This is a genomic window from Rhodospirillales bacterium, assembly GCA_016699855.1.
GTDB lineage: Bacteria > Pseudomonadota > Alphaproteobacteria > Reyranellales > Reyranellaceae.
In genome coordinates this window covers 432,111-448,616 of record CP064988.1, presented here as the reverse complement: position 1 = coordinate 448,616, position 16,506 = coordinate 432,111, and the positions used below count along the sequence as shown (strand labels likewise).

18 protein-coding genes and 1 pseudogene are annotated in these 16,506 nt (G+C 69.5%); 10 read left to right on the top strand and 9 right to left on the bottom strand.

The features are described 5' to 3' along the window. Positions 1-15: 15 nt before the first annotated feature. Positions 16-693, bottom strand: coding sequence for a glycerol-3-phosphate 1-O-acyltransferase PlsY (gene plsY / locus IPK81_02135; GenBank protein QQS13087.1), 678 nt, complete (start codon positions 691-693; stop codon positions 16-18). 593 nt (positions 694-1,286) lie between these two features. Between plsY and IPK81_02130 the strand changes: the two genes are divergently transcribed. Next, a complete protein-coding gene (locus IPK81_02130; GenBank protein ID QQS13086.1) occupies positions 1,287-2,162 on the top strand; it encodes a PhzF family phenazine biosynthesis protein in 876 nt (291 codons plus the stop codon). Positions 2,163-2,243: 81 nt separating this feature from the next. On the opposite strand, the gene rplI is transcribed toward IPK81_02130, so the two are convergent. The 3 genes from rplI to rpsF are packed head-to-tail and all read right to left on the bottom strand — an operon-like array spanning position 2,244 to position 3,620. Further along, on the bottom strand, positions 2,244-2,861 hold the full coding sequence (gene rplI / locus IPK81_02125) for a 50S ribosomal protein L9 (protein ID QQS14924.1): 618 nt from the start codon (positions 2,859-2,861) through the stop codon (positions 2,244-2,246). A 25-nt stretch (positions 2,862-2,886) separates the two neighbouring features. After that, complete coding sequence (locus IPK81_02120) at positions 2,887-3,135, bottom strand: 30S ribosomal protein S18 (GenBank protein ID QQS13085.1); 249 nt, start codon at positions 3,133-3,135, stop codon at positions 2,887-2,889. Continuing rightward, complete coding sequence (gene rpsF, locus IPK81_02115; GenBank protein QQS13084.1) at positions 3,132-3,620, bottom strand: 30S ribosomal protein S6; 489 nt, start codon at positions 3,618-3,620, stop codon at positions 3,132-3,134. The genes IPK81_02120 and rpsF overlap by 4 nt, the downstream gene beginning before the upstream one ends. Positions 3,621-3,979: 359 nt before the next feature. Between rpsF and IPK81_02110 the strand changes: the two genes are divergently transcribed. After that, positions 3,980-4,453: a hypothetical protein gene (locus IPK81_02110; GenBank protein QQS13083.1), complete on the top strand. Its 474-nt coding sequence runs from the start codon at positions 3,980-3,982 to the stop codon at positions 4,451-4,453. A 151-nt stretch (positions 4,454-4,604) separates the two neighbouring features. Here IPK81_02110 and IPK81_02105 read toward each other — a convergent pair whose 3' ends face one another. The 5 genes and pseudogenes from IPK81_02105 to IPK81_02085 form a co-directional block, all read right to left on the bottom strand. Next, positions 4,605-5,444 (bottom strand): SDR family NAD(P)-dependent oxidoreductase, encoded by an 840-nt coding sequence (locus IPK81_02105; GenBank protein ID QQS13082.1) that lies wholly within the window; start codon positions 5,442-5,444, stop codon positions 4,605-4,607. Between the two features lie 91 nt (positions 5,445-5,535). Then, the gene (locus IPK81_02100; GenBank protein ID QQS13081.1) at positions 5,536-6,306 is read right to left on the bottom strand and encodes a glucose 1-dehydrogenase; all 771 of its coding nucleotides are present in this window, start codon (positions 6,304-6,306) and stop codon (positions 5,536-5,538) included. A gap of 77 nt (positions 6,307-6,383) precedes the next feature. Further along, positions 6,384-7,034 carry a cellulose biosynthesis protein BcsS gene (bcsS, locus tag IPK81_02095; protein QQS13080.1) on the bottom strand — a complete coding sequence of 217 codons (651 nt, stop codon included), beginning with the start codon at positions 7,032-7,034 and terminating at the stop codon, positions 6,384-6,386. A 650-nt stretch (positions 7,035-7,684) separates the two neighbouring features. Beyond that, positions 7,685-8,807: pseudogene (locus IPK81_02090) on the bottom strand (5-methyltetrahydropteroyltriglutamate--homocysteine S-methyltransferase). A gap of 79 nt (positions 8,808-8,886) precedes the next feature. Then, entirely contained in the window at positions 8,887-9,642 is a 756-nt protein-coding gene (locus IPK81_02085; GenBank protein ID QQS13079.1) for a sulfite exporter TauE/SafE family protein, read from the bottom strand. 115 nt (positions 9,643-9,757) lie between these two features. Between IPK81_02085 and IPK81_02080 the strand changes: the two genes are divergently transcribed. The 8 genes from IPK81_02080 to IPK81_02045 all read left to right on the top strand — a co-directional run bounded on the left by IPK81_02080 (position 9,758) and on the right by IPK81_02045 (position 16,204). Next, positions 9,758-10,684 carry a LysR family transcriptional regulator gene (locus IPK81_02080; protein ID QQS13078.1) on the top strand — a complete coding sequence of 309 codons (927 nt, stop codon included), beginning with the start codon at positions 9,758-9,760 and terminating at the stop codon, positions 10,682-10,684. Between the two features lie 66 nt (positions 10,685-10,750). Beyond that, a complete protein-coding gene (locus tag IPK81_02075; protein ID QQS13077.1) occupies positions 10,751-11,080 on the top strand; it encodes a hypothetical protein in 330 nt (109 codons plus the stop codon). A 100-nt stretch (positions 11,081-11,180) separates the two neighbouring features. Beyond that, positions 11,181-12,122, top strand: a complete 942-nt coding sequence (gene fabD / locus IPK81_02070; GenBank protein ID QQS13076.1) for an ACP S-malonyltransferase — start codon at positions 11,181-11,183, stop codon at positions 12,120-12,122. 44 nt (positions 12,123-12,166) lie between these two features. Further along, positions 12,167-12,904: a 3-oxoacyl-[acyl-carrier-protein] reductase gene (fabG, locus tag IPK81_02065; protein ID QQS13075.1), complete on the top strand. Its 738-nt coding sequence runs from the start codon at positions 12,167-12,169 to the stop codon at positions 12,902-12,904. A gap of 507 nt (positions 12,905-13,411) precedes the next feature. Further along, positions 13,412-13,645: an acyl carrier protein gene (locus tag IPK81_02060; protein QQS13074.1), complete on the top strand. Its 234-nt coding sequence runs from the start codon at positions 13,412-13,414 to the stop codon at positions 13,643-13,645. Positions 13,646-13,775: 130 nt separating this feature from the next. Then, on the top strand, positions 13,776-15,035 hold the full coding sequence (gene fabF / locus IPK81_02055; GenBank protein ID QQS13073.1) for a beta-ketoacyl-ACP synthase II: 1,260 nt from the start codon (positions 13,776-13,778) through the stop codon (positions 15,033-15,035). 366 nt (positions 15,036-15,401) lie between these two features. Continuing rightward, positions 15,402-15,563 (top strand): Flp family type IVb pilin, encoded by a 162-nt coding sequence (locus tag IPK81_02050; GenBank protein ID QQS13072.1) that lies wholly within the window; start codon positions 15,402-15,404, stop codon positions 15,561-15,563. Between the two features lie 479 nt (positions 15,564-16,042). After that, positions 16,043-16,204 carry a Flp family type IVb pilin gene (locus tag IPK81_02045; GenBank protein QQS13071.1) on the top strand — a complete coding sequence of 54 codons (162 nt, stop codon included), beginning with the start codon at positions 16,043-16,045 and terminating at the stop codon, positions 16,202-16,204. The last annotated feature ends 302 nt before the right edge of the window (positions 16,205-16,506 follow it).

The window sequence follows — 16,506 nt, the reverse complement described above, 5'->3', positions numbered from 1 at the left end:
GCGCGCCGTCCGCGCTCAGCCCGATTTCGTGGCGCCGATGCGCGGCTCCGTGCCGGCCAGCAGGCGCCGGATGTTCTCGTGGTGCGTCGCCAGCACCAGCGCCACGACCAGCGTCACGGTGATGGCCAGCGGCACTGTCGCGTAGGTGCGGCCGAACGGCAGGGTGAACGCCAGCGCCCACGTCAGCGCAGCGGTCAGCGCCAGCCCGAGCAGCGCGGAGAGCGAGGAGATGCGGAACGCCGCCGCCAGCGCCAGCCACAGCAGGCAGGCCGCCAGCCCCAGCGGCCACGACCACGCCAACAGGCAGCCCAAGGTCGTCGCCACGCCCTTGCCGCCCTTGAAGTTGAGCCACACCGGGAAGCAATGGCCGACGACGGCGCCGAGGCCGGCCGCGAGCGACGGCGGAAAGAACGCCACGGAGCCCAGCGGATAGGCGACCACGGCGGCGACCAGCAGGACCGCCGCCGCGCCCTTGGCGGCGTCGGCCACCAGCGTCGCCGCCGCGATGCCCTTGCGGCCGGTGCGCAGCACGTTGGTGGCGCCGATGTTGCCCGAGCCGATGGCGCGGATGTCGCCGGCGCCGCCGAGCCGCGTGAACAGCAGCCCGAACGGGATCGAGCCGAACACGTAGCCGATTCCGAAGGCGATCAGCAGCCACGGCCAGACGACGGAGAGCGCGAACGGGGAGGGCATGGGGGCGACCGGTGTTGGTGTCGTGGCGATGCTAACCGCGCGCGCCGATGCCGTCCATCCGGGGTGGCGGTCGGCGGTGGCGGCGTGCGGCCCCCTCACTTAACCTCTCCTCCGATGGGCCAGGGGATTCACGCATCTCGGCCGTCGCCGCGTCGCGTTGGAAGGCAGATAAGTGCTGGCGCATCGGCGTTTTCTCCCTCTCCGCCCGCTTGCGGGGGGAGAGGGAAGGGGCCCGCGCGCAGCGCGGGAAGGGTGAGGTGGGCGGTCGTGGAGCCACCGGCGCTTGATATCGGCGCACCTGCAATTGCCGTCGACGTCACGACTGATACGACGATCACTTCACCCTTCCACGCCTCCGGCGCGGGCCCCGCCCTCTCCTCCACTGCACTGCGGAGAGGGAAAAGGCGTCGCGACCCGAGAGGTGTGAAGGCGCCAGCCCTTGATGGGGAAGGGGAACATGGGAGTGCGCGCGCGTCTTGGCCGCCGCGTCGCGCGGCGATTGTCTCCATACATATTGTCGGGAGACAACCTCGTCGTTGCCGGACGCCGGCGCGGCGCGTAGAGCGGCGGTCCATCGCGCGAGGGAGTCCGCCATGAGCCTGCGCTTCAAGCAAGTCGACGTCTTCACCGACAAGCCTTTCCTCGGCAATCCCGTCGCCGTCGTGCTGGGCGCCGACGCGCTCGACACCGCAGCGATGCAGGGCGTCGCGAACTGGACCAACCTGTCGGAGACGACCTTCGTGCTGAAGCCGACCACGGCCGGCGCCGACTACCGCGTGCGCATCTTCACGCCGGGCAGCGAGCTGCCGTTCGCCGGCCATCCGACGCTGGGCACCGCGCACGCGGCGCTGGAGGCCGGGATCGTGACGCCGCGCGGCGGCCGGCTGACGCAGGAGTGCGGCGTCGGCCTGGTCGGGTTGTCGGTGACCGAAGCCGGCGGCCGCCGTTCGCTGGCGCTCGACCTGCCGCCGTCGAAGAGCACGGGCCTGACGACGGCGCAGCTCGACGAGCTGGAGGCGTGCCTCGACGCGGCGGTCGAGCGCGCCCCGGCGCCGGCCGTGGTCGATGTCGGGCCGAAATGGCTGGTCGCCCGTCTGAAGGACGCCGCCTCGGTGCGCGCGCTGACGCCGGACTTCGACCGGATGGCGGTGTTCGATGCCGGCATGGGCCGCACCGGCGTGACCGTGTTCGGCGCCCATCCACCCGGCGGACCGGCGGCGATCGAGGTGCGCTCCTTCGCGCCGTCGTGCGGCGTGCGCGAGGATCCGGTGTGCGGCAGCGGCAACGGCTGCGTCGCGGTGTTCGCGCGCGATGGCGGTTTGTTGTCGACCTATGGCCGGTCGTACGTGGCGGCGCAGGGCGGCTGCGTCGGCCGCGACGGCCGCGTGCGCGTGGCGGTGGCGGCCGACGGCGCGATCACGCTGGGCGGCGACTGCGTGACCTGCGTCGACGGCACGATCGCGCTCTGAGCGCCGGCGGCGCGGCGGCATGAGAAAAGCCCCGGTCTCGCGACCGGGGCTTTCGTCGTCGGCGTCCTTCGCGGGCGCCGGCTACTTCTTCTCGGCTTCGTCCGTGGCCTCGGCCGGAGCCGCTTCCTCGGCGGCCGGCGCGTCGAGCAGGGCCGCGGCCTGCTCGGCGGCGGCGGCCTCGGCGGCCAGCTCGTAGGCGCGGCGGTCGGTCTCGGCGACCAGCGTGCCGCCCTTGACCAGGAACTCCGCCTCCTCGGCCGAGCGCGCCACCACGGCGCCGATCTCGACGATCACCTCGGGATGGAGGTGGATCTCGACGACGTGCTTGCCGAGCGTCTTGATCGGCTTCGGCAGCTCGACCTGGCGGCGCTCGATCTTCACGCCCGTCGCGCCGGCGGCGTCGGCGATGTCGCGCGCGGTGACCGAGCCGTAGAGCTGCAGGCTCTCCGACGCCTGGCGGACCAGGCTGACGGTGTAGCCCTTGAGCTTCTCGGCGGCGGCGTCGGCCTCCTGCTTGCGCACGAGGTTGTTGGCCTCGAGGTCCTTGCGCTTGCCCTCGAAGTACTTCTTGTTCTCCTCCGTGGCGCGCAGGGCCTTCTTCTGCGGCAGGAGGAAGTTGCGGGCGAAGCCGGGCTTCACCTTCACCAGATCGCCCATCTGCCCGAGCTTCGCGACGCGCTCGAGCAGGATCAGTTCCATATTCGCCATGGTGGTTCCCCCGGGCCTAGCGCAGCACGTAGGGGATCAGACCGAGGAAGCGCGCGCGCTTGATGGCGTTGGCCAGTTCGCGCTGCTTCTTGGTCGACACCGCCGAGATGCGGCTCGGCACGATCTTTCCGCGCTCCGAGATGAAGCGCTGCAGCAGCCGCACGTCCTTGTAGTCGATCTTCGGCGCGTTGGCGCCGGAGAACGGGCACGACTTGCGGCGGCGGACGAAGGGGCGGCGCTGGCCGCCGGCGGCGGGGGCGCTCACGACGCGCCTCCCTCGACCGGCGCGGCCGGCGGCTGGTCGCGGAAGCGCGGACGCTCGCCACGGTCGCCGCCGCGATCGCCACGGTCACCCCGGTCGCCACGCTCGCCGCGGTCGCGGAAGCGTCGCTCGCCACGGTCGCCGCGGTCGCCACGCTCGTCGCGGTCACTCTTGCGCATCATCGCCGACGGGCCGGCCTCGAGCTCGTCGACCCGCACCGTGAGGTAGCGCACGACGTCCTCGTTGATCGACATCTGGCGCTCCATCTCCTGCACGGCGGCCGGGGGAGCGTCGAGGTTCATCATCATGTAGTGGGCCTTCCGGTTCTTCTTGATCCGGTAGGCGAGCTGGCGAAGGCCCCAGTATTCCTTCTTCGGAACGGCGCCGCCCATGCTCGTCACCAGGTCGGACATCTGGGTACCCAGCGCCTCGACCTGCGTCTGCGCCACGTCCTGGCGCACGACGAAAATCGTCTCGTACAATGGCAATTTAAGCTCCTTACGGCTGTTGGCGACCCGGAGTCCGCAATGCCGCGAGGCATGCCGACGACCGCCCGGATCTAGCCGGCCCCGCGATCGAGCGGCGCCGGCAAGGAGCCGACGGGGCTTTGGTCCCCGCCGGAAGGCGCGGGTTATACAGCTTTTGGCCGCCGGCGCAACCGCGCGCCCGGTCGCGGACCCTGAGGGCATCTCGAATGCGATCGACGGGTGATCCGAGCCCTCCGGCGCGAAGTCCGTTGTTGTCCGTGGGTTGATCTGATATCCTCAGTTTATAAAGCGTTAGTACGATTTAAGTAGTTGAGTTTTCGATATTTCCATATATTTTGTGGTCGGGGGGGCGTATTGCCATGAGTAATAGATTTTTCGCGGCCGCGCTCGGCGTGGTTCTGGGTCTGGTGGTCTCCACGACCGCTTGGGCCCAATCGTACCAGGGCGGGCCGATCCAGTTCGGAATCCGGACCCCCAGCGGGCACATCCAGCGCACCGTCATCACGTGGACCGGCGACCGCCGCGAACTCGTGGTGACGCAGTTGTCGGACCACGTGCCGGCCGAGAACGTCCAGGAATACTTCTACATCTCGCGCATCCTGACGCTGCGTTCGACCACGATCGACATGCAGCCGGCCGGCGTCCACCGCGCGTCCTACGGCGCCTGCTGCGGCGCGCTGCGTGGCGAGGGCACCGGGTATTTCGGGAACCGCCGCTACTCGATGAAGGTCGAGCAGGCGATGGAGGGCGACCGGCTGCGCCAGACCGTCACCATCCGCGGCTACAATGGCCGCGTCGTCTCCGACTACGACATCCGGCTGCTGTTCCAGTAGCGCCGTCCCGCGGTCGACGCCTCGACCGCGGCCTCCCGATCCGCCACCCCGGCAGCGGCGCCATGCCACGAGGCATGGCGCCATCGCGCGACGCGGATGGACTGTCGCGGGCGCGTCCCGCGCGTGACGATCGCTCCCGTGCCCCCGGCGGCTACCTCTTCATGTGCGCCGCGAACGCCTCGGCGTGGTCGGGGTGCCAGCGCGACAGGGCGGGGCGGTTCTCGACGATATCCTGCGCCGCCCAGGCGATGCGCTTGTTGTCCATCTCCGTGGTGACGTCGTTGTCCGGGCAGATGATGTAGAAATCGCCGCGGCCCATGCGTTCCAGCAACATGTCGACGACCTGGTCGGGCCACCATGCGCCCGCCGGCTTCTCGGCACGCGCCGGCCGGGTGATGCCGGTGTAGGTGAATCCGGGCACCAGCAGATGCGCGGTGATCCGGCAGGCCGGCACGTTGCGCAGGCCGTGCGCCAGCGACTCGGTGACGACCTTCACGCCGGCCTTGCTGACGTTGTCGGCGGTGTCGCCCGGCGGCGTCGTGATGCCCTGCTTGGATCCGGTGTTGACGATCGCGCCGGGCGTACCCTGCGCGATCATCGCCTCCGCGAAGGTGTGCACGCCGTTGATCACGCCCCACAGGTTCACCTCGAGCACCCTGCGCCAGCGCTCGTAGTGGTCCCAAGGACCGCCGCCTGGCGCGGTACCGGCGTTGTTCATCAACACCGCGACCTCGCCGAAGGCGTCGTACGCCTTCTCCTTCAGCCGCCGCATGTCCTCGATCTTCGACACGTCGGTCGGCACGGCGAGCACCGTGCCCGCCGGCGCGGCGATCTCCGTCACCGCCTTGTCGAGCGCGGCCGGGTCGAGATCGGCGACGCAGACCTTCATGCCCGCCGCCACGAAGCGCTTCGCGGCCGCCAGCCCGATACCGCTGGCGCCGCCCGTGATCACCGCGGCGCGGCCCGGTGCGATGGCTGGATGCGTGGTCATGGCGCTACCTCTGTCGCTGCGGGGGCGGACGATCCGAGACGTCGACCGCGTGGGCGGGTTCCGCGGGATCAGGAACCGGCTACGCGCCACCTCACATCGCGAGGAAGCCGCCGTCGACGACCAGCTCGGTGCCGGTGACGTAGGACGCGTCGTCGGAGGCGAGGAACAGCGACGCCTTGGCGACCTCCTCGATGCGGCCGGCGCGGCCCATCGGGATGGCGCGGATCAGGCGCTGGCGGATCGCCGGGTCCGCCGTCAGCTTCGAGCTGCGCATCGGCGGCATGACGCCGGGATGCACGGAGTTGACGCGCACGCCCTCGGCCGCGAACTGCACCGCGGCCGACTTCGTCATGATGCGCACGGCGCCCTTCGAGGCGTTGTAGGCCATGTGCACGACCTTCTGGCCGACGAAGCCGGAGATCGACGAGACGTTGACGATCGAGCCGCGGCCGCCGCCGTCGTCGTCGGGATCGTTCTTGAGCATCTGCGGGATGGCGGCGCGCATGCCGAGGAAGCAGCCGCGCGCGTTGACGTCCATCAGCTTGTCCCAGATCGCCGTGCTGAACAGGTCGGGATCGCTGCCGCTGAGTCCCGCGTTGTTGATCAGGATGTCGAGGCGGCCGTAGTTCGACACGGCGGCGCCGACGGCGGCGGCCCATCCGGCCTCGTCCGAGACGTCGAGGCGCTGGAAGACCGCCTGGCCGCCGCCGGCGCGGATGTCGGCCGCGATCTTGCCGCCCTCCGCCTCGAGCAGATCGGCGACCACGACCTTGGCGCCCTCGCGCGCGAACAGCCGCGCCGTGCTTTCGCCCATGCCCGACGCCGCGCCGGTGACCAGCGCGACCTTGTCCTTCAACCGCATGTCTTCCTCCCGCGATCACTTTTCACCGCGAGCATAGACCGGGCTGCGCGGACGCCGGAAGCCGGCGGTTCCGCCGGTCAGAACGCCAGACGCGCGTCGAGCGCGCCGTAGACGCCGTTGAACCGCCTGCCGGCGCGGTCACGCAGGTCGTCCTGGTAGCCGCCGGACAACGACAGGCCGACATGGGGCGACAGGTCGAGGCAGAAGCAGGCGCCGAAGCGGGCGCCGCGATGCTCGTCCTTGCCGCCGATCGCGATCTCCGGTCCGAAGCGCAGTCCGGGCGCGATCTCGTAGCCGGGGCGCAGCAGCGCGAAATACGTGTTCCACGTCGTGCGGTAGCCGGCCATCGCGAACACGGTCCAGTCGCGGTCGATGAACGAGAGCAGCTCGAGCTGCGCCGCGCCGCCGAAGCGCGTGCCGCGCGCGCGCGTGATCGAGTCGCGGTTGGTGAAGGACTGCACCGCGCCGCCGGCGTAGGCCGTGACGGCGGTGCCGCGGTCGAGCGCGACGCGGTAGCCGACCATGAGATCGCCGACCGTGTAGCTCGCGCGCTCCGAGGCGCGTCCGCCGCCGCCGTAGCGGTAACCGCTGACGGCGCTCGACGCGCGCAGGCGGAAGCCGTCCTGGTGGAGCGTGCCGACCGGCGCGGCGGCGACGCCCGCGTAGGTGTACCAGCTGCGCGGCGCGAACGAGGGCGCCGCCGAACACGATGAAGCGGTCCGGCTCAACCGTCGACGCCGGCGCGGGCGCCGCCGGCGTCTGCGCGCGCGCCGCGGTGGCGACAGTGATGGCGACGAGCGCGGACAGCATCGCGTGGACGAAGCGGATCATGGCGGAGGCCTCCAGCCCGCCTGACGTGCGGGACTTCGCGGCACTCTACCGGCACGGGCGTCGCCGCCGCAAACACAGGGGGCGCGCGCCGGCGTGTCGAGTCACTGGCGCGCAAGTATCCTCGCGTCGATAGCTCCATGTCGGCCCTTGACGGCGCGGCCGCGGAGGACCAGCTTTTTGAAAGCTCCGGATCGATGTTTCGTCGAGGCCAAGCGAGGCCGCAAGCGAACGCCCCGCGCACCGCGCGGCCTTCCGGAGCGACCGACAACACAGGCGGGAGGATGCGATGGTCGCAGATGCTCCACCGGGTCACCGGTACCGGCCCCGTTGAAAAGCGGGGCCACGGCGCGGTGGCGGACCCTTGACGCGGGCCCCCCCGGCGCCACGCCGCTCACCCACAATCGAATAGGTCCACCCGTCGGACGACCGGCCGTCATCGCTGGCGGCGAGGCGGTGTCCGAAACAGGATCCCTCGCGGATCAGCAGGGCTGACGCCCCGAACCCCGGTCTCCTCGCGGAGCCGGGGTTCTTCCGTTCCGGCGTCGCGCTAAGCGCTACCCCACACCTCGTCGGCGACCTCGACGATCAGCGCGAGCTTGCGGCGCTGCTCGTCTGTCGTGAGGTTGTTGCCGTGGTGCGTGCTCGAGAAGCCGCATTGCGGGCTGAGGCAGAGCTGGTCGAGATCGGCGAACTTCGCGGCCTCGTCGATGCGGCGCTTGAGCGAATCCTTGCTCTCCAGCGCGGGTGTCTTCGACGTCACGATGCCGAGCACCGCGAATTTGCCCTTCGGCAGGAAGCGCAGCGGCGCGAATCCGCCGGAGCGCTCGTCGTCGTACTCCATGAAGAAGCCGTCGACGTCCACTTGCGACAGCAGCCGGTCGGCGATCGCCTCGTAGCCGCCGCTGCCGATATGCTCGCTACGGAAATTCCCGCGGCACATGTGCGTCGTGACGGTCATTCCCGCCGGCCGGCCGGCCGTCGCCGCGTTGAGGGCGCCGATGTAGCGTCCGAGCACGCGGTCGGGATCGTCGCCCTGCTCGACGATGCGCGCGCGCATCCCCGCGTCGCACAGCGAGCACGAGTTGACGTCGTCCATCTGCACGTAGCGGCAGCCCTGGGAGGCCAGGTCCTTGATGGCGGCGTTGTAGGCGGCGCCGATGTCGGCCCAGAATTCCGCCACGTCGGGATAGATCTCGCCGCTGATCACCTTGGCGCCGGAGCGGTGGCGGAACATGGTCGGCGCGGGCATGGTGAATTTCGGCGTCGCCTTGGTCGCGGCCTTCAGGAACGTGAAGTGGTCCCGCATGATGCCGCCGGCGGGATAGCGCACCTTGCCGACGACGGTGGCCGCCGGCGCCACGAAGCTCTGGCCGCCGGAGAACGGCACGACGAACTCCTCCTCGCTCGGCTCGACGCCGTCGAAGCCCCACATGAAGTCGAGGTGCCAGTAGTCGCGGCGGAACTCGCCGTCGGTGACGCTCTGCAGGCCGACGCTCTCCTGCAGCGCCACCACCTCGCGGATCGCGGAATCCCTCGATCTCGCGCAGGCGCTCCGCCGGCAGCGCGCCGCGCTTCCACGCCCGGCGCGCGTCGGCCAGCGCCTCGGGGCGCAGCAGGCTGCCGACATGGTCGGCGCGGAACGGCGGCGTGGTACGCGCGAGGTCGGGCATCGTGGTCGGTCCTCCGTTGTTGATTACGGCGGATTGAACCGGCTTCACGGCCACATGGCAATCGCCGCCGCGGCGGCGCTCACACGTAGCCGGCGCCGGCCGCGAGCAGCAGCAGGCCGTGGCCGATGAAATAGGCGCAGATCAGCGTGATGATGTGGTTGGACCAGCGCCGGAACTGCGCGTCGCTGAGCCGGTCGAGCACGGTCTTGCCCAGCGACGTGCCGATCAGCGACGCGGCGATGCCGAGTCCGGCCAGGACGGGATCGAGCGCGCCGGCCTGCTCGATGAGGGCGCCGAAATACACCAGCTTCAGCAGGTGGCCGAAGATCTGGCAGAACGCCTTGGTGGCGACGATGTCGCGCCGGTCCATGCCGGTGCGCAGGAACAGCGTGTCGAGCAGCGGGCCCGTGACGCCGGTCAGCAGCAGCAGGCTCATGCAGACGACTCCCGAGGCCACGGTCTGGACCCGGGTCAGCGCCGCCGGCATGAACCGTTCGGGGATCGCGCGCACCATGAACGGGGTGACGCCCAGCAGCAGCATCGCCACCGGCTTGTCCGGCACGTAGCTGACAAGCGTCCACGCGCCCAGCGTGGCGAGGCAGCCCGACACGTACCAGCCGGCCGTGCTCCAGCGGATGTGGCGCCGCCACAGCCACGCGCGCCAGCCGTTCGAGGCCATCTGCGTGACGGCGTGCAGCACCATCGCCGCCGGCAGCGGCAGCAGCGCCAGCAGGATGCCCATCAGCACCAGACCGCCGGCCATGCCGAAGATACCCGACAGGAACGCCGTCGCGACCATGGCGACGAACAGCGCGGCGGGCAGGGCGATGGCCATCTCTCAATCCACCTCTCGGCGCCACAGTCAGCGAGCGGGCCGGGCGGTCGCAGGGTAGGGCGGACATGCCAGTCTGTAAAATATATGATTGACGCAATATCGATATGATGGAGATATGGATATGGAACTGCGCCATCTCCGCTACTTCGTGGCCGTCGCCGAGGAGGGCCACGTCACCCGGGCGGCCGAGCGGCTGGGCATCCGCCAGCCGCCGCTCAGCCAGCAGATCGCCGCGCTCGAGCGCGAGCTCGGCGCGCGGCTGTTCACGCGGCTGCCGCGCGGCGTCGCGCTGACCGATTCCGGCCGCGCCTTCCTCGACGACGCGCGCGCGGCGCTCGCGCAGGTCGAGCGCGCCGCGACCCGGGCGCGGCGGGCGGCGCGCGGCGAGATCGGCAGCGTCGCGGTCGGCTTCACCAGCTCGGCGCCGTTCCATCCGCTGGTGCCGGGGACGCTGCGCCGGTTCCGCGAAAACCACGCCGGCGTCGCGCTGGCGCTGGAGGAGGCCAGCACCGGCGATCTCGTCGCCGCCGTGCGCGGCGAGCGGCTCGACGTCGCCTTCATCCGGTCGGCGGTGGCCGACGCCGAGGGCCTGCGCCTGCACGCGCTGGCCGACGAGGAGATGGTCGTGGCGGCGCCGTCGGCGCATCCGCTGGCGCGCGCCGCCGGCCGCCGCGCGGCGCCCCCGGTCGCGCTGCGGGCGTTGGCGGCGGAGCCGTTCATCCTCTACCGCCGGCCGGCCGGTCCGGGTCTGCACGACGCCATCATCGCGGCCTGCAGCAAGGCCGGCTTCGTGCCCCAGGTGGCGCAGGAGGCGCCGCGCATCGTCTCGACGTTGAATCTCGTGGCCGCCGGGCTGGGCGTGACCCTGGTGCCGGAATCTCTGGCGCGGCTGCGGCTCGACGGAGTCGCCTATCTGCGGCTCGACGGCCGGCCGGCTGTGCGCGCGCCGCTGGCGCTGGCGGCGCGGCGGCGCGAGGCCTCGGCGGCGGTGCTCGGGTTCATCGCGCTGGCGCGGCGCCTCGCCGGCGGGCGCGCGTCCTAGGCCGCGGCTCGACAGCGACGTGCGCGTTTGCGAGGCTGCGCGCCTGCATGGCCGTGGAGGATGGCGATGTCGATGCGGACTGTTGTGGCGGTGGCCACGGTGGCGGGCGTCGCGGGATGGACGCTGGCGACGATGCAGGGCGGCCACGCCGCGCTGCCGCCGAAATACGAGCGGTGGGGCGAGTTCGGCACGGTCGTCGCGACCAACGAGATCGCCCGCGCTCTCGAGGACCCGGTCAGCCGGATCGAGTGGGTGCCCGGCGGCGCCTACCGCGTGGTGGCCGGACGTTGCCTCGTCGACGTCCATTTCGAGTACGCGTCGTCCGCGTCCACGCCGCCGATGCCGGGCGCGCGTCCGGCCCGCACGGTCGTCGTCGGCAAGCCCCGCTGCCCGTGAGACGCGCGGCGACGCGGGCCGGGGCGTGGTCCGCGGCGCCGGTGGACGGCGGGGCGCGCGGCCGGTATGACCGCGCGATGAATCGGAGGGACGTGACGGGATGAGCAGGGCGTTCGTGTTTCCCGGGCAGGGATCGCAGGCCGTCGGCATGGGCAAGGACCTGGCCGAGGCCTTCACCGCCGCGCGCGAGGTCTTCCAGGAGGTCGACGACGCGCTGGAGCAGAAGCTGTTCAAGCTGATGCTCGAGGGACCGGAATCCGATCTGACGCTGACCGAGAACGCGCAGCCGGCGCTGATGGCGGTGAGTGTCGCCGCCGTGCGGGTTCTGGAGCGCGAGGGCGGCCGCGCGCTGCCCGCGATGTGCGCCTACGTCGCCGGCCACTCGCTGGGCGAGTACTCGGCGCTGGCGGCGGCCGGCGCGCTGTCGCTGGCCGACACCGCGCGGCTGTTGAAGCTGCGCGGCCGGTCGATGCAGAAGGCGGTGCCGGTCGGGGTCGGCGCCATGGCGGCGCTGCTCGGCGCCGAGGTCGAGCAGGCCGAGGCGGTGTGCGCCGAGGCGGCGCAGGGCGAGATCGTCGGCGTCGCCAACGACAACGGCGGCGGCCAGGTCGTGATCTCGGGCCACAAGGACGCCGTCGCGCGCGCCATCGAGGTCGCCAAGGCCAAGGGCGTGAAGCGCGCCATGCCGTTGCCGGTCAGCGCGCCGTTCCACTGCGCGCTGATGCAGCCGGCGGCCGACGCGATGGCCGACGCGCTGGCGGCGGTGACCATGGCGCCGCCGAAGGTGCCGCTGATCGCCAACGTCACGGCCGACGAGACCAGCGATCCGGCGCGCATCCGCGCCCTGCTGGTCGAGCAGGTCACCGGCCGCGTGCGCTGGCGCGAATGCGTGCTGGCGATGAAGGCGCGCGGCGTCGACACCGAGGTCGAGATCGGCGCCGGCAAGATCCTCACGGGCATGCTCAAGCGCATCGACAAGGACATCGCCGGGCTGGCGGTCAACGGTCCCGCCGACGTCGAGGCCTTCCTCAAGACGCTGTGAGCGCGGCCGCCGGCGCGGCCGACCGGATTTCAGGGAGCGGGGCGATGTTCGATCTCACGGGCAAGGCGGCGCTGGTGACCGGCGCCTCGGGCGGTATCGGCGGCGCCATCGCCACGGCGCTGCACGCCAGGGGCGCCACGGTCACGCTGTCGGGCACGCGGGCGGAGGCGCTGGCGGCGCTGAAGGCGTCGCTGGGCGAGCGCGCCCATGTCGTCGCCGCGAGAATGGACGACGCCGCCGACATCGAGCGGCTGGCCAAGGAGTCGGAGGCGGCGATGGGCCGGCTCGACATCCTCGTCAACAACGCGGGCATCACGCGCGACAACATCTCGATGCGCATGAAGGACGAGGAGTGGGAGGCGGTGCTGCGGGTGAATCTCACCGGCACGTTCCGCCTGATCCGCGCCGCGATGCGCGGGATGATGAAGCGCCGCTTCGGCCGCGTCGTGAACATCACCTCCGTCGTCGGCGTGACCGGCAATCCCGGGCAGGCGAACTACGCCGCCGCCAAGGCCGGCCTGATCGGCATGTCGAAGTCGCTGGCCCAGGAGCTGGCGTCGCGCAACATCACGGTCAACTGCGTCGCCCCCGGCTTCATCGCCACGCCGATGACCGACGTGCTCACCGACGAGCAGAAAAAAGGCATCCTCGCCCGCGTGCCGGCCGACCGACTGGGCACGCCGGCCGAGATCGCCGCCGGCGTCGTCTACCTCGCCTCCGACGAGGCCGCCTACGTCACCGGCCAGACCCTGCACATCAACGGCGGCATGGCGATGATCTGACGGGATGGCGGGGGTGCGGGGCGGATTTCGACGTATCCGCGCCATCCCCGACGCGGGGCCGGCGAGTTCATGCAGTTTGAGGCGGCGCGCTTCCTTTTTCTCCCTCGCCCCCCTTACGGGGAAGGGTTGGGGTGGGGGGGGGCTATCGCAGGGAATTCGCTTCGCGCCCCGCTTCAGCGTCGCCGCTCGATCGCGATCATCGCAACCTGAGACACCCCCCACCCCAGCCCTCCCCCACAAGGGGGGAGGGAGTTTGTGACCTTCTGCCCAGGAGACGAGGGAGAAGGGAAGACAGATCGTGGACCGTCCAGCGCGCGCGCAGACGCTCCCCGGGGCTGTGCGCGGAATGCGCGGGAACACTGAATCGCCTTGTTTTTCCTCGCTTTTCGGCGGCTGGCGGGGAAAAATGAAACGTGTTAGGTAAGCCGACCTTTGGCCGGCTCCCCGTCGGCGGGAGAGCGTGCGGGCGCGTCCGGCACGACGAGAAGAACCACAGAGGAACGGAACATGAGCGATGTCGCCGACCGCGTGAAGAAGATCGTCATCGAGCACCTCGGCGTGGAGGACGCCCAGGTCAAGGGCGAGGCCAAGTTCATCGACGATCTCGGCGCCGACAGCCTCGACACGGTCGAGCTGGTCATGGCGTTCGAGGAGGAGTTCGGCATCGAGATCCCGGACGACGCGGCCGAGAAGATCCAGACCGTCGGCGACGCCGTGAAGTTCATCGAATCCCACAGCTGACTGGCGCCGCGCCGGCCGCCCGCGGCGGGCGGACCGGCGCCATCGCCGGCGCGCCGGCCGTCCGGGCCGGGCGGGCCGGCGCCATCGTCGACGCGGCACTGGCGCCGCGCGCGTGACACGGGGCGGATCGATGCGGCGTGTGGTCGTGACCGGCATGGGTATGGTGACTCCGCTCGGCGACGGGGTGGACACCACGTGGAAGCGCCTGATCGCCGGTGAATCCGGCATCCGCGGCATCCAGTCGTTCGACGTTTCGGATCTGCCGACCAAGATCGGCGGCGAGGTGCCGCGCGGCGACAAGGCCAACGGCCACTTCAACGCCGACCTCTACATGCCGCCCAAGGACCAGCGGAAGGTCGACCCGTTCATCGTGTTCGGAGTCTCGGCGGCCAGCCAGGCGATCGAGGATTCCGGCTGGACGGCGGCCACCGACGAGGACCGCGAGCGCGCCGGCGTCATGATCGGCTCGGGCATCGGCGGCCTGCAGACGATCTACGAGGGCTCGCTGACGATCAAGGAGAAGGGCCCGCGCCGGCTCTCGCCGTTCTTCATCCCCTCGGCCCTGATCAACCTCGCGTCCGGCCAGGTCTCGATCAAGTACGGCCTCAAGGGCCCCAACCACGCCGTGGTCACGGCCTGCTCGACCGGGGCGCACGCCATCGGCGACGCCGCCCGCCTGATCGCGCTGGACGACGCCGACGTCATGGTGGCCGGCGGCGCCGAGGCGGCGATCTGCCGGCTGGGCTACGCCGGCTTCAACGCCTGCCGCGCCATGTCGACGGGCTTCAACGAGACGCCGACCAAGGCGTCGCGGCCGTGGGACAAGGGCCGCGACGGCTTCGTGATGGGCGAGGGCGCCGGCGCCGTCGTGCTCGAGGAGTACGAGCACGCCCGCAAGCGCGGCGCGCGCATCTACGCCGAGGTGATCGGCTACGGCCTGTCGGGCGACGCCCACCACATCACGGCTCCGGCCGAGGACGGCGACGGCGGTTTCCGGGCCATGCGGGCGGCGCTGAAGCGGGCGGGGATCGGCGTCGACGGCATCGACTACATCAACGCGCACGGCACCAGCACGCCGTTGGGCGACGAGATCGAGCTGGGCGCGGTCAAGCGGCTGTTCGGCGCCGATGCCTACAAGCTGTCGATGTCGTCCACCAAGTCGGCCACCGGCCACCTGCTGGGCGCCGCCGGCGCGATCGAGGCGATCTTCGCCATCAAGTCGATCGTCGAGCAGACCGTGCCGCCGACCCTCAACCTGGACGACCCGTCCGAGGGTTGCGACTTGGATCTGGTGCCCCACGTGGCCAAGGAACGGCCGGTGCGCCGCGCGCTGTCGAATTCCTTCGGCTTCGGCGGCACCAACGCCTCCGTGATTTTCGGCGCGGTCTGAGGCGTTCCAACGTCGTTCATGGGCGTTTGTGAGCGGCCGCCTTTCGCGTCGTTTTCACCGCCAATGCACGTTCAAAATCGCCTGAAAGCCGCATGCTGAAAAAATAATTTTGCCATTTTTATTATATATATCAATTCGCTATAAAGTTACTCTAAATGAATACTTAAACAACTGTTGAGTTAATATTTAACATTAAGTATATTCCTCCCAAGACGTTCATCACGAAGCCAAGAGCGTCTTGGGCGCCGGTCGGACCGGCGGTCAATTTCGGCTTCAGACGCAACGATGACCACAGAGACCCGGGCGTCCCAAGCCCAAGTGGAGCCGCAGGTCGGGCATCGAACATAGATTGATGGAGATACGACAATGCTGTCCATGTTCCGCAAGCTCGTCAAGGATGACGCCGGCGCCACGGCGATCGAGTACGGCCTGATCGCGGCCCTGGTCTCGGTGGCTGGCATCGTGGCGTTCACCGCCGTCGGCACCGGCATCACCGGCACGATGACGAACGTCTCGACCAAGCTCTAAGCGAACATCGGAATCCGGTGGGCGGCCTAGCCGCCCACCGCCTTCCCACCGAAGGCGCGCGGAAGAGGGACCATCCCTCGGCCGCGCGCCTTCGGCGTTCTGGGTCCTGCCCACAGCTCGCGGCGCGCTGAGGCGATGGGGGTGGTCGCGGCGCTCGAATAGGAAACGGCACCGAAAATTTTGACAGGCTGTGCCGGTAAGAATTGAAATAGAGAAAATAATTAAGTAGTTTTTCATTTAAAATCAACGTTCTGAGAACTCTATCTAATTAATTAATAGAACTTCTGTTGACTTAACGATTCACTTTAAGTATTTTGACGATAAGACGTTCATCACGAAGCCAAGAGCGTCTTGGAGGCCGGTCGGACCGGCGGCCAATTTCGGCTTCAGACGCAACGATGACCTCAGAGACCCGGGCATCCCAAGCCCAAGTGGAGCCGCGGGTCGGGCATCGAACATAGATTGATGGAGATACGACAATGCTGTCCATGTTCCGCAAGCTCGTCAAGGATGACGCCGGCGCCACGGCGATCGAGTACGGCCTGATCGCGGCCCTGGTCTCGGTGGCTGGCATCGTGGCGTTCACCGCCGTCGGCACCGGCATCTCGGGCACGATGACGAACGTCTCGACCAAGCTCTAAGCGAACATCGGAATCCGGTGGGCGGCCTGGCCGCCCACCGCCTTCCCACCGAAGGCGCGCGGAAGAGGGACCATCCCTCGGCCGCGCGCCTTTGGCGTTCTGGATCCGGGCGGCATGCGAAAGCGTTTGCGCATAAAAAATTTGAAAGAAATAAAACGTTTATTAATCAATTAATTAGAATATTTATCTCATAAATTGAATTGATATTCGTTGACTTAAAGTAATCTCTCAAATAAAATTTAAGGTGAGATTCTAGTTGTTGATTCACGGGCGTTCCGGCTGCGGCGACGCGGCTTCGACCA